Below are 14,012 nucleotides of genomic sequence, written 5' to 3' on the forward strand. Positions count from 1 at the left end.
CGAATTTTGACCTGTTTTCCTCTACACTAGGAGCCGTTCAAACTAAGTCACAATCTAATTAAACCCAATCGTGATTGCGCAACTATGCAGATTACTCAGTGTCTTCACACAGCCATTCTCGTTACTGACTTAGAACGTTCCGAACATTTTTATAGCACTGTATTGGGACTACCCAAAGTCGAACGCCCAATGAAATTTCCTGGTGCTTGGTATCAAGTCGGCGAGTATCAAATCCACCTCATCGTTGCGCCAACCGTCCCAACTGAACCCAAACATGAAAAATGGGGACGCAATCCCCACATTGCTTTTTTAGTTTCCGACTTAGATGCCGCTAAACAGCAGCTCTTAAATTATAACTGTCCAATACAACCAAGTGCTTCTGGTCGCTCCGCTCTTTTTACCCAAGATCCGGATGGAAATGTGATTGAGTTAGGTCAGCAGTGAAGGTGGAGGAGTGGGAGAGGGGGAGAGAGGGAGAAATAACTACTACTAACTACTAACCACTAACTTTTTTTGACTCTTGACTAATGACTAATGACTAACTGATGAAAATATTTGCTTACACCTACACCGATCCCCTCTTAGAAACTACTCCCGCGTCCACTAGTTGGGGAGAATGGCAGGTGGATCGAGTTTATCAAGATTTAGGACAGCGATCGCAATTACAACTATTATTCACTGACTGCAAAACTAATCCTCCCGATTATCTGATCGTTCGCCGTTTGGAAGAATTGGGAGATACTGTTGAGGAAGTGAGCGATCGCCTTTCCCAACTCGAAACAATGGGGATCACCCTGGTTGCAGTTGAGCAAGGTTACAATTCTGCCGATCAATTCCCTAATCCCCGTGCTGAGTTACTAAAATTGCTACATGAAATTCAACGCCAGCAACACAGCCATCGTATCCGCCAAGCTCACGCCCGCAACCGTTTGAATGCTTGTCCCCCACCAGGGAAAGCACCTTACGGCTATAAAAAAAGTAAAAATAAATACATTTTAGACCGTACTACCTCCCCTGTAGTCAAGGATTTTTTTGAACACTTTCTGCTTTATGGTTCACTACGCGGGGCAGTGCGTTACCTCGCGAAAAAATACGGCAAGAAAATTTCTGTCACCACCGGGCGTCGTTGGTTGACTAATCCAGTCTATCGAGGTAGTACTGCTTATCAGAATGGGGAAATTATCTCCGATACCCACACTCCTGTTATTTCAAAGGAAGAAGCAGCACAGGTTGATCGACTCTTGCGCCGCAACAGTCGTTTACCATCGCGAACTGCGAGTGCGCCGCGTTCTCTGGCGGGGTTGGTTGTCTGTGGGGAGTGTCAATCACACATGAGTATTGCTCGCGTCACCATCCGCAACCAAGATAAAGAGTATCTTTATTTGCGTCCTATCAGCTGCACCAAACGTCCTAAATGTCGTGCCATTTCCTACCAAGAAGTATTAGATAGCACTATTCAAGCAGTTTGTCGCGACTTGCCAATCGCGGTGGCAAAGATGAATTCTCCCCAGTTGGATGGGATAAAGAATAATTTAGACAATGCGATCGCTCGTCAGCAAGAAATACTCAATCAGTTACCAACTTTAATAGAAACTGGGATTTTAGATACAGAGACAGCTAAACTAAGAGCATACAAACTCCGCACCGAAATATCTGTACTGCAAGCAAATCTGGCAACCTTACCACCTGTAAATTTGTGTTCTGTTGCCGTTGCAGTTTCTATTCCCCAATTTTGGTTAGACTTATCAGAAGCAGAGCGACGATTTTATTTTCGCGAATTCATTCGCCAAATAGAACTTATTCGTCAAGACCAAGAATGGGAATTACGAGTTATTTTTATTTTTTGAGTTTTGGTCGTTAGTAATCCAAAGTAGTTGCGAATTATTTAATACAACAAAGGTAAAACGCTTGAGCAAAACTCCTTTGCTAAGTCTTTCTTTAGTTTTCTCTATGGTAAACGTGAAAAATTTGTAGCAAAATCTATGAACGTTTGCAAAAACGTATACTTAAGTACCCTATAATAAGCCAAGTAGGGGAAAAAGCCCCTTATTTTCACCCGCAAGGTAGTTATCAGGGTAGCAAACTAGGTATCAGGGGCATCTACTTTTTTTAGCTTGTTGCGGTATGTCATTGACTTACCGCACTTTATGACTTACTGTCGTATGTCATTGACTTTTCACCTTTACATACCCATACTAGCTCTTGTCATTTTTTCATGTCAATCATTCATTTAAAATTGACAAAAAATCATGTCAAACAATTTGGATATCATGTAACAAGAGGAAGACTAGTATGATCTTGATAAGTCCACATCATGACCGACAGAAGACGTTCTGAAGATTACAAGCAGGTCAGTGGTTACGTTCCGGTAGAGTTGGCACGGGACTTCAAAAGCTTCTGTGCTCGTGAGGGAGTATCCCAAAGCGACGCATTAGAAGAGATGCTCCGTGAATGGCTAGCCCAAAAAGCGTCCAACTCTTCCAAATCCGGACAGGCAAATCGTCCGATCACAATTGCCGATGTAGTTCGAGCCAACATGACAAAACTGAAGCGCTGCGGCTTAAAAAACTTGCAAGTGCTCGCCAAAGGGGAAGTTCTGCCCACACCAGGAGACTTTGCCATCATTGCATCTACTTTGGGTATCCCCGAGGAAGAACAAAAAATGATTTGGCAACGAACTTTTAGTTCCCTAAGTAATGATTTTAGTGGTGTGAAAGATGAGCACGAGTGTTCTGAAAGTCCTAAACCAACCAGGCTGGAACTATAAATTTTCCTACGATGGGGTTTCAATCCTTGCCCCTACCAAGAGAGACGCTACGCACCTTGCCAAAAGCTATGGAGATGCTCTCAGCGAAACCGCAGCAAAAATCAATGGTAAGGTGCGGATCGGTTGGAGACACTGCAAACGACCCATAGAATTTTACGGGTGGATGGCATCCCAAAGACCGCCTACACCCGCCGAAACTGCCGAGCGGATCTTACCTCTAGAAGGTGAGGTCTTTTGCAGTCAGTTGCGATTACCAGTAGGGTTGTTAAGACGAATGATTGCTGCTGCTGAAAGCGAGCGTCCAGTTAGTATTGTCCGAAAAGATAACCAAAAGCAAATCATTATTAACAGACGCATGTCTGATATGTTACAAACTTCCCCTGATGTTGCGACTCAAAGGGTGATGACTCGATTTTGGTTACCTCAAGATTTGGCAGAACTGGAACGAAGATTACGTCAAGAGAGCCGATTCACTATGACTTACCGTGGTGGACTAAACGAGCAAACTTGGGCAATCCTCACAACCCAATTCGAGAGTTTTGAGGTTGATGGCATCTGGTATAGACAGGGAACCACCTTGGCAACTCCTCAGCTTATACCGATTCCGCCAGAGGCTTGTGCTCAGGCTTGAGTAGATAATTAGACCACTTTAAGAAACAAAAAACTACCGGGTGAATAAATTGTTTAAGGGTGCACTCCATCAAAAACTGATATTTGTTAAGTTTATTAATTTTTTTATATACAGATAAACAAGAACAGGATCTCTTTAGAGCTAAAAAATAGACAAGCAATATAATTATTTTGGTAGCAAGATCAAGCCATCTAGTTACCAATTACTAGCCAATATTTACTAACTCTCAATAAACACTCGCCAAAACCATTATAAAATCGAGCTTTTTAGTTTCAAGTGTTTCTTCTATGCATAACGAGGGGTTTAAGACTTTTGACTTTTGACCCTTCGCTGCGCCCCTTGGGCATGCTTTTGACTTCCCGCTTGTGGGGCGCTCTTAACTTACTTTATTGACTACAGACATTTCGCGAATACGCCACTCGCCATACTGCCGAATCAAGTTATACCTAACTCGTACTGTCTCGTTATAAGACTTCTGCCGATTAATTTGACCGTTTTCGTAAAAATCAGCCGCTTCAGTTACAGAAGCTTCAACAGCAGCAGTATTGTTATCCGTGGGATTGGCGTCTAATCTTTCCACTTTGATACTGTGCTCGTACTTGCGATAGCGATTATTTTTCTTTTCCTCTTGGGCAATGAGTTGCCATTGAGCGAGGACTGAATCCGCTAAAATATTCTCTAAATCATCGATTTCATGATTTGGCCCCAAAGCTGCTGCTTTAGTTGCCAGCCAAGTCTGAACAATTTCCTCTGCCGTTGTTGCTGTCAGAGGCCCTTCCGAAAAATGTGGTTGGCTGTCACGGTCAGGAATAGGTACTGGTGGTTCGTTTAGTTGTACAACCAACGGTTTACCTTTCAAAACTGGTGCTGGTGAAAATAGATTATTTAACCATCTCACAGTGGTTGAAATCATCAGCAATAACGCTAATATACTTGCCACAGCAGCCAACACAATCCACAACAACCGTTTGACTTTAAGGTTGCGAGTCACAGACCGCCGCCGACGTGTAGTGATTGGACGCTGTTCCCAAGTACGTCCTCCATGACTAGCACCAGGAGAGTATTTACGCCTTCTTTGCGTTTGAGGTCGGGAGGGTACAGGAGTTTTAGCTGGATTACTGACGTAATGACTATTAATTCTGCCAATACGTTCGGCGCTAGGAAAGCGTGCGACGGCCGTTTCTACTTGTGTATCTTCAGTTGTTGAAGTAGGGGGTGATGGCGGAAACTGAGATGGTGAGTATTGTGAATATTCAGGTCTGTTGTAATTTGGTGCTTCTGGAACTTTTCCTACATTGGCTCTGTTATTAGGAAATTGTCGATAAACTACGCTGGGATCGCTGTGACGATTCTGAGGATTTGTCTGTGTATGGGAATATGACTGGCGGTTGATTGTTGCCCCTTCTTCAGGGGTTTCTGCTGACAAAGGCAGTTGCTCTAAATAAGCTTGTACCCGTTGGTCAGCAAAATAATCTTTCAGAGAAGCCCGCTGATTTTCTAAATCTCGGAAGTTGGGAAAAACTTCGCTTTGCAACCACCGTTCACCATATAAACACAGACCCGGCAGCCAGTCAGGAGAGTTGCGAGAATTTTCCCGAATAAAAGCTAGGGCTTGATACTCTTGACTCAGTTCTAAGGCACGGCTAGCTTCTTCAGTTTGCCCCAATAATAAAGCACATAACGACTGTTCTAAATGCACATCTTGACGTTTGCTCAGACGCATCAGCATCTGTTTTGCTTGATGAATCAAAGCAGGTTGACGTTGAGTAAATCCCCGTGCTACTAACGCGTAAACAGCCAAGTATGTGGCTACACCAGAAGGACGCTGACTTTCTGCTTCAAATAATTTATGTTGTTCTGCAACTGTTAAGTAGTTACGCAACTGCTGAATAAAGCGCAGAAAGTCATCTATGTTTAGACCAGATTGATCGTCTCCAGTACCATCAATGCCACCGCGCTCGTCTAAAACCTCTTGTAATAATTGCAAACCTTGGCGGCGTTCGGCAGCTTTTTCTTCTGGTAGTGCAAGTAACTCTAAAATTCGATATGGCCGCAGTCTACAAAGGTCTGACTGAATTTCAGCCCGAATGTGCGGGAATAAACTATGCTTTGCTAAAAGTCCATCACCTGTTTCCAGGGATGCGGCGGCATTGTCGTAGTGACCTTGTTGCCATTCTTCCCGACCCAATTCTAAACAGGCAAGAGCAACAGTGAGAACAATATCTGCCTTTTCCGGAGCTAGTTCACCAAATTCGTCTCTTTCTAGAAAGTTGCCTGCTTTGACGGCTGTAGAACTGTTATTCACCAGGTATGGATGACCTAATTTCAGTACTAGTTCGTACTCTCCTAACTCTTGCAAAATCAGCAAAGCACCAACTAATTCGTCTTGGTTAATGTCAATGCTGAGGCTGTGGGATTCAAGAACATCATAGCGATCGCCAGTACGATTTTCTAGCGCTACGGCAGCATTGCGATTGCCCTCTGAACCATAGGCATGAGCTAAATATAGTTGATCGTAGGCTCTGCGTTCTTTCGGATCTGATAAAACCACGTAAGCTTCTTCAATAAGTTGTTTGCGAGAATTAATCGCTGCCTGGGAATACTCGCGTCGCGGCAGTTGCTGTCGGCGGTCGCCATGTGCCTGCCGCAATTGTTCCTCACTTGCCGCCAAAGGTAGTCCTAAAATTCGGTAGTAATCTAGCGGAATTCGCACAGCCTACTTCCCCTGCAGCGTGGTAGATATAATTCTCCTAGAACATCCCAGGAGTGTAAAAGCGTGCCATAATAATAACTCGTTGTTTTCACACAACAAGTGTGTTTTGCAACAAGTTTACTTTTACCCTCCCATTTTTTTGGGTGACAATGCCAATTATATTTTTCTGGCAAGAAATTTTGATTTTTTTCTTGCCGGGGTATATGACTTGAACATTTCTGCGGCTGGTTTAGAGGGGGTTTCCCCACCATTCGATCAAACAAGCATCCTATTAGAGGTTTGCTGCTGCTTGCAAGCGCACTGAAATATAACATAATTAATTCTTTGTGACAATTATCTAGAGAAGTAAAACCATAAGAGGTTTTGTTTTTTTAATTTGTTAATGAATATGCAGAAAGCAAGCTATCCTGATTGGTAGTCTAGGGTCTAAGGTTGTCATCTTACCCCTCAAAGACAAAACATAAAATAGTAGTAGTCAATAACTGTTTAATTTTTGACTCCTTATGCGAGCGTAACTTATCCAATTTATCTAAAAATGGTAACTTTAAGTGTTACTACGGGGATGATAGAGAAATAATGATTCAAGAACGCACTTTACCTAAATTTGATGTAACCACCGCACAGATCGGCAAAGAAGAAGGCTTGCGGTTATACGAAGATATGGTATTAGGGCGCACCTTTGAAGACAAGTGCGCGGAAATGTACTACAGGGGCAAAATGTTTGGTTTTGTCCACCTGTACAACGGTCAAGAAGCAGTCTCCACAGGCGTGATTCAAGGAGCAATGCGACCGGGTGAAGATTTCGTTTGCAGTACCTATCGCGATCACGTTCATGCTTTAAGTGCGGGAGTACCAGCAAAAGAGGTAATGGCAGAGTTATTTGGCAAAGCCACAGGTTGCAGTAAAGGACGCGGTGGTTCCATGCATATGTTCTCTGCTGAACATCGTTTGCTGGGCGGCTATGCTTTCGTAGCTGAGGGTATTCCCGTAGCAGCTGGAGCGGCTTTTCAAACTAAATACCGACGGGAAGCGTTGGGTGATGAAAGCGCTGACCAAGTTACAGCCTGTTTTTTTGGCGATGGTGCTTGTAACAACGGTCAATTTTTTGAGACCTTGAACATGGCAGCGCTGTGGAAATTGCCCATAATTTTCGTAGTTGAGAATAACAAGTGGGCTATTGGTATGGCTCATGAACGAGCAACTTCTGACCCAGAGATTTATAAAAAAGCCAGTGTCTTTAACATGGTGGGTGTGGAAGTAGACGGTATGGATGTCATGGCAGTGCGTGCAGTGGCACAAGAAGCTGTAGCCCGTGCCCGTGCTGGTGAAGGCCCAACCTTAATTGAAGCACTCACTTATCGTTTCCGAGGTCACTCTCTGGCAGATCCTGATGAATTGCGAAGCAAGGCTGAGAAAGAATTTTGGTTTGCCCGCGATCCAATTAAGAAATTTGCTGCTTATCTTACAGAACAAAACCTGACGACAGATCAAGAATTAAAAGAGATTGATCGCAGGATACAGCAAGAGATAGAAGAAGCGGTGAAGTTCGCCGAAAGTAGCCCCGAGCCAGATCCCAGCGAATTGTATCGCTACGTATTTGCCGAAGACTAGTAGAAATTATGAATTATGAATTATGAATGCTAAAAAATTTCATAATTTCATAATTCATAATTTATAATTCATCATTAAAAAAGTCGTGTTTGATATTTCACAAGAACAAAGACAATACCTAACTTTAATTCTTTGCGATCGCACCACCAACTCTCAGCTAGAAGTGGTACCAGAACGCGGCGGTATTATCACGCATTGGCGAGTCCAAGGGCAAGAAATGCTCTACTTGGATGAAGAACGCTTTGCTAACCCTGAACTTAGTGTTAGAGGCGGTATTCCGATTTTATTTCCTATCTGCGGAAATTTACCGGATAATACTTACACTTACCAAGGGCAGCAGTATACACTCAAACAACATGGCTTTGCTCGCGATCTGCCGTGGGAACATGAGCAGGTGTCTGCTGAAAATAAGACTTTTCTGAAGCTTCATCTTTCCAGCAACGAGAAAACAAAGACAGTATATCCCTTTGATTTTCATTTAGCTTTCAGCTACGTAATCCAAGGCAATACCTTAGAAATCCAGCAACAGTATACCAATCGTTCCTCGCAAGCAATGCCCTTTTCTTTTGGGTTTCATCCTTACTTTCTGACACAGGATAAAACTCAGCTAGAGTTTGAAATTCTTGCCCAAAAGTACCAAGACCAACGAAGCAAGGAAATTCATACCTTTAATGGTAAATTTGACTTTACCAAGGATGAAATTGATGTGGCATTTAAACCATTAAGCGGGCAGTTTGCCACCGTTAGCGATCGCAGTCGGAAACTAAAACTAACGCTGGAATACGATCGTGTCTTTTCCACGCTTGTGTTTTGGACGCTCAAAGGCAAGGACTTCTACTGCCTTGAACCTTGGAGCGCCTCTCGTAATGCTATCAATACAGGTGAGGATCTGACAGTTTTGGAACCGGGAGCTACCTGTTCGGCAACAGTGAAAATTTCAGCAAATTTTTTCTAAATCTCCTTGCAAATCCACAGATGGTTGTGCTAAATTGATGAAGTTGCGATTTGCAAAAATAAGGGTCGCTAACTCAATGGTAGAGTACTCGGCTTTTAACCGATTAGTTCTGGGTTCGAATCCCAGGCGACCCATTTAAAAACATAAATAATATGCATGACATCTATAAGCATTATATTGTTCATTTCAAGCTACAGCGCAAACTTTTTCAACTATAGACACCCATCACTAGTTATAATTTCCTATAAGCCCACAATATTTTTTTAAGATTGGCGTAATATTTATTTACGCTATACTTCAAACCGATTAGCTGACAACTACATTAGGAGGACTATCTATGGCGCTCGTGCCAATGCGGCTGCTGTTGGATCACGCGGCTGAGAACAATTACGGTATCCCAGCTTATAACGTGAACAACATGGAGCAGATTCAAGCGATTATGCAGGCTGCCCATGAAACAGATAGCCCCGTGATTTTGCAAGCTTCTCGTGGTGCTCGCAAGTATGCTGGCGAAAATTTCTTGCGTCACCTGATTTTAGCAGCAGTGGAAACCTATCCCGATCTGCCTATTGCCATGCACCAAGATCATGGCAACGAGCCTGCTACTTGCTACTCAGCAATTAAAAACGGCTTTACTAGTGTGATGATGGATGGTTCCCTGGAAGCTGATGCTAAAACCCCTGCTAGCTACGAATACAACGTCAAAGTCACTCGCCAAGTGGTGGAAGTAGCTCATGCACTAGGTGTCAGCGTTGAAGGCGAACTCGGTTGCTTGGGTTCTCTGGAAACTGGTATGGGCGACAAAGAAGATGGTCACGGTTTTGAAGGTAAACTCTCCCATGACCAATTGCTAACCGACCCCGATCAAGCTGTTGACTTTGTCGAGCAAACCCAAGTAGACGCTTTGGCAGTTGCGATTGGTACTAGCCACGGTGCTTACAAGTTCACCCGCAAGCCAACTGGCGAAATTTTGGCAATCAGCCGCATTGAAGAAATTCACCGCCGTCTGCCCAACACTCACTTGGTAATGCACGGTTCCTCCTCCGTACCCGAAGATTTGATTGCTTTAATTAACCAGTACGGTGGTGCTATTCCCGAAACCTATGGCGTACCCGTGGAAGAAATTCAAAAAGGCATCAAGAGCGGTGTGCGTAAGGTAAATATCGATACCGACAACCGCCTGGCAATTACCGCCGCCGTCCGGGAAGCTTTGGCAAAAGATCCTAAGGAATTTGACCCCCGTCACTTCCTCAAGCCTTCTATTAAGTACATGCAAAAAGTTTGTGCCGATCGCTACCAGCAATTTGGTACTGCTGGCAACGCTAGCAAGATTAAGCAGGTTTCTTTGGAAGAATTTGCTGCTAAGTATGCTAAAGGCGAACTCAGCGCTGCAATTAAGAAAACTGTTGCTCTATAACTTGAGAAAATAAGTAAATAGGGACACCTCACAGCTAGCTGTGTCCCTAGATAACTGAGGATTCTCACACTAGTTTGACTAAGCCGGGTAGCGTTTGTTCCCCGGTTTTTTGTTTTATTTGACTGTGAGAAAAGTTCTCATCCCGGCTTGGAAGTGTCCTGGTAAGTTGCAAACTATTAGATAATTACCTGGAGTTAGATTCACTGCGAGTGTTTTGGTTGCACCACTTGTGAGTTCCTCTTCTTCAATCTCACCAATTTTTTTGCCTGCTTTATCTTCGTCAAGCCGATCGCCTTTAAGCGGTAGCTTATCTAATGGCAAGTCGGTTTTAATAACTACCATTTCATGGTCAAGGTTTCCTTGATTGTTCGCCACAAATTCCACTGGCCCCGCTGGGACTGTGGATGGTGATAGCTGGACTGCCATTTCTTTGACAGTTACTTGAACTTTGTTGGCAGCAGATGAGTTTTGTTGGGCTGCTGGGGAACTAGTAGGAGTTACTTGCTGTGAGGTGTTATTTGGACTGCAAGCCCATAAGAATAGTGGCGATACAATAGCTGTTAAACAAAATTTAAAAGTTCGCTTATTCAATTGCAGACACCTTTTGTAATATGATTAGATTTTTATATTTTGATTATAGAGACAGCACAAATTGCAAAAGTTCAATTTTTTTACAATTACAAACTATTACTGATATTTTGTAACATTCGAGTGAGAGAGCTAAAAGCTCTAATTCTCGTTAAATGGGACGGGTGAAGACACCCATCCCACAAGAAAATTTGGGATGTTTTTTTATTTGGAACTCCCCTAGTAGAGACGCGATCGCTCGCGCCTAATGACCGTAAACTATTAAAATACGCGGTGTTGCAAAGACGGCATTTGACGGCGGACTTGTTCGAGGCGCGAAGGATTGATTTCGGCGATCGCAACTCCCGGTTTTTCGCCAGCATCAGCTAAAATCATTCCCCACGGGTCGATAATCATTGCATGTCCGTGAGTTTGACGGCGGTTGTAATTCAGTCCGGTTTGTGCTGGTGCAATCACATAGCAAGTATTTTCAATTGCACGGGCTTGCAGCAAGACTTGCCAGTGGTCTTTACCTGTGAAAGCAGTGAAAGCAGCGGGAACAAACATCACATCTGCTCCCTTGGATGCCAGATGACGGTAAAGTTCGGGGAAGCGGACATCGTAACAAACCGAAAGTCCAAGATTACCTAATTTTTCACCACAATAAATAGAGGGTAGTTCTTTACCAGCCATCACTGTGCTAGATTCTCGATAGGTATTGCCATCAGGGACATTAACATCAAATAGGTGTACCTTGTGATAGCGCAGGAGTTCTTGACCGTTGGGATCGAGGAGTAAGGCTGTATTGTAGACTTTGCCTGTACCCTCCACAGGAACGGGAAAACCGCCACCTAAGATGGTAATTTGATAGCGCTGCGCCATTGTTTTCAAGAATATTTCTGTTTTGTGGGCGATCGCATCAGCTTGAGCGAGTTTATCCTTTTCTTCTCCCATAAAAGGAAAATTCTCTGGTAAACCCACCAATTCAGCACCTTGATGTACGGCTAAATCGATTAATTCCTCTGCTTGTGCCAAATTTTTTTCTAGGTCAGGCACACTTGTCATTTGAATAGCGGCGGCTAAATAAGATTTCATAGATTTAACAACTGTTATACAAAGTAGATTATCAAAATATAATCTTTATCTTTTAGTCATTTGTCATTGGTTATTTGTTAGTAGTTAGTGGTTAGTAGTTAATAGTTAGTGGTTAGTCGTCCCCTACTCTCCCCATCTCCCCATCTCCCACTCTCTTCCTATGGTTGCTTGGAAATTGGACTAAATTCAGGTTAGGTTGTTAGAAAATCTTGATAAATTCTGTCTGCTGTGGACGCATCTATTCTGATTAAAACTTTCATTGCTGTGTTTGTACTTGCGGATGCAGTCGGTAACATACCAGTACTTTTGGTTTTGACCAAAGGTATGGAACCAGAACGAAGAAACAAAGTGATAGATAAAGCCATTGTGGTAGCAATAGTAGTACTGTTGCTCTTTGCCTGTGCTGGTCAATTGATTCTGAGTTACTTGGATGTAAGTATGGGGTCGTTGCGAGTAGCTGGAGGACTGCTACTGTTGTTAATTTCTTTACAAATGCTTCAAGGAGAATTAGATACTCCAGTCATTGACCAAGAGCGCGATGTGGCAATTACTCCTCTGGCTTTGCCACTGCTGGCAGGCCCTGGTACACTAACGACCGTAATGTTGTTAATGTCAGAATCTCCCAATCCACATATTGGTGTGTTGGTAGGGATTGTTGCAGCGATGTTAGTCAGTTGGTTAATTTTGCGACAGGCAAACTTTATCGATCGGTGGATTGGTGCAGAAGGTGAGGTAATTATTACTCAGCTTTTGGGTTTTCTGTTGGCAGCGTTGGCAGTGGAAATTGGTAGTAGGGGGATAAGAGAATTGTTTTTGAGTTGAGATTATACTTTTTCACTGGCTGTTTAAACTATCGCGCTTACAAGTTAAATAGTTATAATTTACACCATGTTCCGTTAACGCGATACATATTAAATACTGTAGAGACGCACCATGACACATCTCTACAAAAACCTATTTGGTTCTACCTTAACGAGAAAATTGTCAGCGTTACAGTTCATCTCCTCAATAACCATTAATCTAGCTTTTTAAGTTCTTGCCGTGAATTTTTCGATGGTTTGTCTTGAGAAGGCAAACTACGGATACGATTCATTTGTGCAAGAGCATACCGTGCTGTTGCTTGGACTTCAGCATCAGGATCTTGTACAGCATGACACAACATTTGGCTGATTTGAGCCATCATGTCATAAATACGAGTTAAGTCACGGATAGCATTTTGCCGTACTTGCGGGCTTTCATGTTGCAAAGACATTGCTAAAGCCTGATTCATCGGTTTGAGCGTACGGATGCCAATTTCTGTCAAAGCAGCCAAAATTAAGCTGCGCTGTTGAGAATCTGCATCTATCATCAGATCGACTAATGGCTGAATAGCCCGTGAGTCTCCCTGTTGACCTAAATCCCAAATCGCCTTGCGCCGCTTTGTTGGATCGGGACTGCTTAAATCTTTGAGCAACTCGTCAACGATGTTAACTTTAGCAAGGCGGGAAGTGGTTGTTGGTGGGAGTAATGTTGGAGGTTGTGATGTGGTAGCCGCTTGCGGATTAGGGGGAGTGGCGTCTAACTCTTGTAAGGGTGGCTGGACTTGTTGGGTTTCCGTTTGAGTAATAGTTTCCGGAGATGAGTCTTGTGAAGGTACAACTTTTTTAGACTTGCCAAACCATTTCATGAAGTACAGTAGCGCGCCTACGGTTCCCAAAACACCTATCGCCACTAGCAACCACCATACTAAACCACGTCCTTTGGATTGTTTGTTATTTGTAGTAGGCTGTGGAGTAGGATTGGCAGTATTAAGCTTTTTTTCTACTTCTGCTTGCACTAGGTTCTGAGTTTGCGTACCAGCGATGCCATTCGCCACTAAACCTTGGTCTTGCTGAAACTTCAAGACAGCATTTCGTGTAGTTGGGCCGTACTGTCCATCGATAAAACTATCGTAGTATCCTAGCTCCTTGAGTTGGGTTTGTAATATCTTTACATCATTCCCTGTGTTGCCTAGTTTGAGAATAGGCTGCCGATCAAGGTTTGTGGAATTGGCTTGAGCAAGTTCTAAAATTTGGGAGACTGGGTGTTGTGTGGCTGTCATTGCAGAACTGTAGTCCAAACCCAGGGAAGTAAAACAGACGATCAGCGTGATTGAGTAACGGCATAGCCTCATATACAAGTTTCAGCCAGAATATGCGTGAAATTCATCGATACCACGATAACTTCAGAGAGAACTAAATGTTAACTTTTAATTTGAGAAAAAATTTGCACCCACTA

Annotated in this window: 12 protein-coding genes and 1 tRNA gene; 9 read left to right on the top strand and 4 right to left on the bottom strand. The window is 43.3% G+C overall.

Translation table 11 applies throughout. The annotated features are described in order from the left end of the window. Positions 1 to 84: 84 nt before the first annotated feature. The 4 genes from HXY43_RS16370 to HXY43_RS16385 all read left to right on the top strand — a co-directional run bounded on the left by HXY43_RS16370 (position 85) and on the right by HXY43_RS16385 (position 3,398). Positions 85 to 444, top strand: coding sequence for a VOC family protein (locus tag HXY43_RS16370; RefSeq protein WP_026732154.1), 360 nt, complete (start codon positions 85 to 87; stop codon positions 442 to 444). 101 nt (positions 445 to 545) lie between these two features. Then, entirely contained in the window at positions 546 to 1,847 is a 1,302-nt protein-coding gene (locus tag HXY43_RS16375; protein ID WP_290884723.1) for a recombinase family protein, read from the top strand. A 467-nt stretch (positions 1,848 to 2,314) separates the two neighbouring features. Further along, entirely contained in the window at positions 2,315 to 2,767 is a 453-nt protein-coding gene (locus tag HXY43_RS16380) for a ribbon-helix-helix domain-containing protein (protein WP_290884725.1), read from the top strand. Then, the gene (locus HXY43_RS16385) at positions 2,718 to 3,398 is read left to right on the top strand and encodes a PAS domain-containing protein (protein WP_290884728.1); all 681 of its coding nucleotides are present in this window, start codon (positions 2,718 to 2,720) and stop codon (positions 3,396 to 3,398) included. Before HXY43_RS16380 ends, HXY43_RS16385 begins: the two co-directional genes overlap by 50 nt. Before the next feature lie 376 nt (positions 3,399 to 3,774). Here HXY43_RS16385 and HXY43_RS16390 read toward each other — a convergent pair whose 3' ends face one another. Further along, the gene (locus HXY43_RS16390; RefSeq protein WP_290884731.1) at positions 3,775 to 6,111 is read right to left on the bottom strand and encodes an IMS domain-containing protein; all 2,337 of its coding nucleotides are present in this window, start codon (positions 6,109 to 6,111) and stop codon (positions 3,775 to 3,777) included. Between the two features lie 576 nt (positions 6,112 to 6,687). Here HXY43_RS16390 and pdhA point away from each other — a divergent pair. The 4 genes from pdhA to fba all read left to right on the top strand — a co-directional run bounded on the left by pdhA (position 6,688) and on the right by fba (position 10,094). Further along, positions 6,688 to 7,722, top strand: coding sequence for a pyruvate dehydrogenase (acetyl-transferring) E1 component subunit alpha (gene pdhA / locus HXY43_RS16395; protein ID WP_290884734.1), 1,035 nt, complete (start codon positions 6,688 to 6,690; stop codon positions 7,720 to 7,722). An 85-nt stretch (positions 7,723 to 7,807) separates the two neighbouring features. Beyond that, positions 7,808 to 8,677, top strand: a complete 870-nt coding sequence (locus HXY43_RS16400; RefSeq protein WP_290884737.1) for an aldose epimerase — start codon at positions 7,808 to 7,810, stop codon at positions 8,675 to 8,677. A 62-nt stretch (positions 8,678 to 8,739) separates the two neighbouring features. Further along, positions 8,740 to 8,811: transfer RNA gene (locus HXY43_RS16405), tRNA-Lys, on the top strand. 203 nt (positions 8,812 to 9,014) lie between these two features. Further along, positions 9,015 to 10,094 carry a class II fructose-bisphosphate aldolase gene (fba, locus tag HXY43_RS16410; RefSeq protein ID WP_290884740.1) on the top strand — a complete coding sequence of 360 codons (1,080 nt, stop codon included), beginning with the start codon at positions 9,015 to 9,017 and terminating at the stop codon, positions 10,092 to 10,094. A gap of 114 nt (positions 10,095 to 10,208) precedes the next feature. On the opposite strand, the gene HXY43_RS16415 is transcribed toward fba, so the two are convergent. Together HXY43_RS16415 and HXY43_RS16420 are read right to left on the bottom strand one after the other, a co-directional pair. Further along, a complete protein-coding gene (locus HXY43_RS16415; protein ID WP_290884743.1) occupies positions 10,209 to 10,685 on the bottom strand; it encodes a sulfocyanin-like copper-binding protein in 477 nt (158 codons plus the stop codon). Positions 10,686 to 10,943: 258 nt separating this feature from the next. Continuing rightward, positions 10,944 to 11,756, bottom strand: coding sequence for a carbon-nitrogen hydrolase family protein (locus tag HXY43_RS16420; RefSeq protein ID WP_290884746.1), 813 nt, complete (start codon positions 11,754 to 11,756; stop codon positions 10,944 to 10,946). A gap of 228 nt (positions 11,757 to 11,984) precedes the next feature. Between HXY43_RS16420 and HXY43_RS16425 the strand changes: the two genes are divergently transcribed. After that, on the top strand, positions 11,985 to 12,578 hold the full coding sequence (locus tag HXY43_RS16425; RefSeq protein WP_290884749.1) for a MarC family protein: 594 nt from the start codon (positions 11,985 to 11,987) through the stop codon (positions 12,576 to 12,578). Between the two features lie 193 nt (positions 12,579 to 12,771). On the opposite strand, the gene HXY43_RS16430 is transcribed toward HXY43_RS16425, so the two are convergent. Then, on the bottom strand, positions 12,772 to 13,908 hold the full coding sequence (locus tag HXY43_RS16430) for a peptidoglycan-binding protein (protein WP_290884751.1): 1,137 nt from the start codon (positions 13,906 to 13,908) through the stop codon (positions 12,772 to 12,774). Positions 13,909 to 14,012 lie beyond the last annotated feature (104 nt).

This window comes from Fischerella sp. (assembly GCF_013388695.1).
Lineage (GTDB): Bacteria > Cyanobacteriota > Cyanobacteriia > Cyanobacteriales > Nostocaceae > PCC9605.